This window comes from Paraburkholderia sp. SIMBA_030 (assembly GCF_046535245.1).
Lineage (GTDB): Bacteria > Pseudomonadota > Gammaproteobacteria > Burkholderiales > Burkholderiaceae > Paraburkholderia.
On record NZ_JAWRXB010001599.1, the window covers coordinates 1 to 237 of the forward strand.

Here is a 237-nt window from a genome sequence, read left to right on the forward strand (position 1 = left end):
GGTATCGCAACCAACGTTTGTGTTGAATCTACGCTTCGAGATGGGTTTTTTCTTGAGTATTTTGGGGTGTTATTAGATGACGCTTGTTATCAAGCAGGACCAGTAGAGGCTCATGAGGCCACACTATATAACGTAAAAACCTTTTTTGGTTGGGTGTCTGATGTTGCCAGCATGCAGCAGTGTTTTACAGATAGCTAACGTTCTAATTAGCCAATTTTTAGCAACCTAAACCAAGCG

1 protein-coding gene is annotated in these 237 nt (G+C 41.8%); it reads left to right on the forward strand.

Translation table 11 applies throughout. From position 1 onward, the window contains the following. Positions 1 to 198, forward strand: a 198-nt coding sequence (locus SB772_RS45400; protein WP_410839203.1) for an isochorismatase family protein, incomplete at its 5' end; no start/stop codon positions are given. Between the last annotated feature and the right edge of the window lie 39 nt (positions 199 to 237).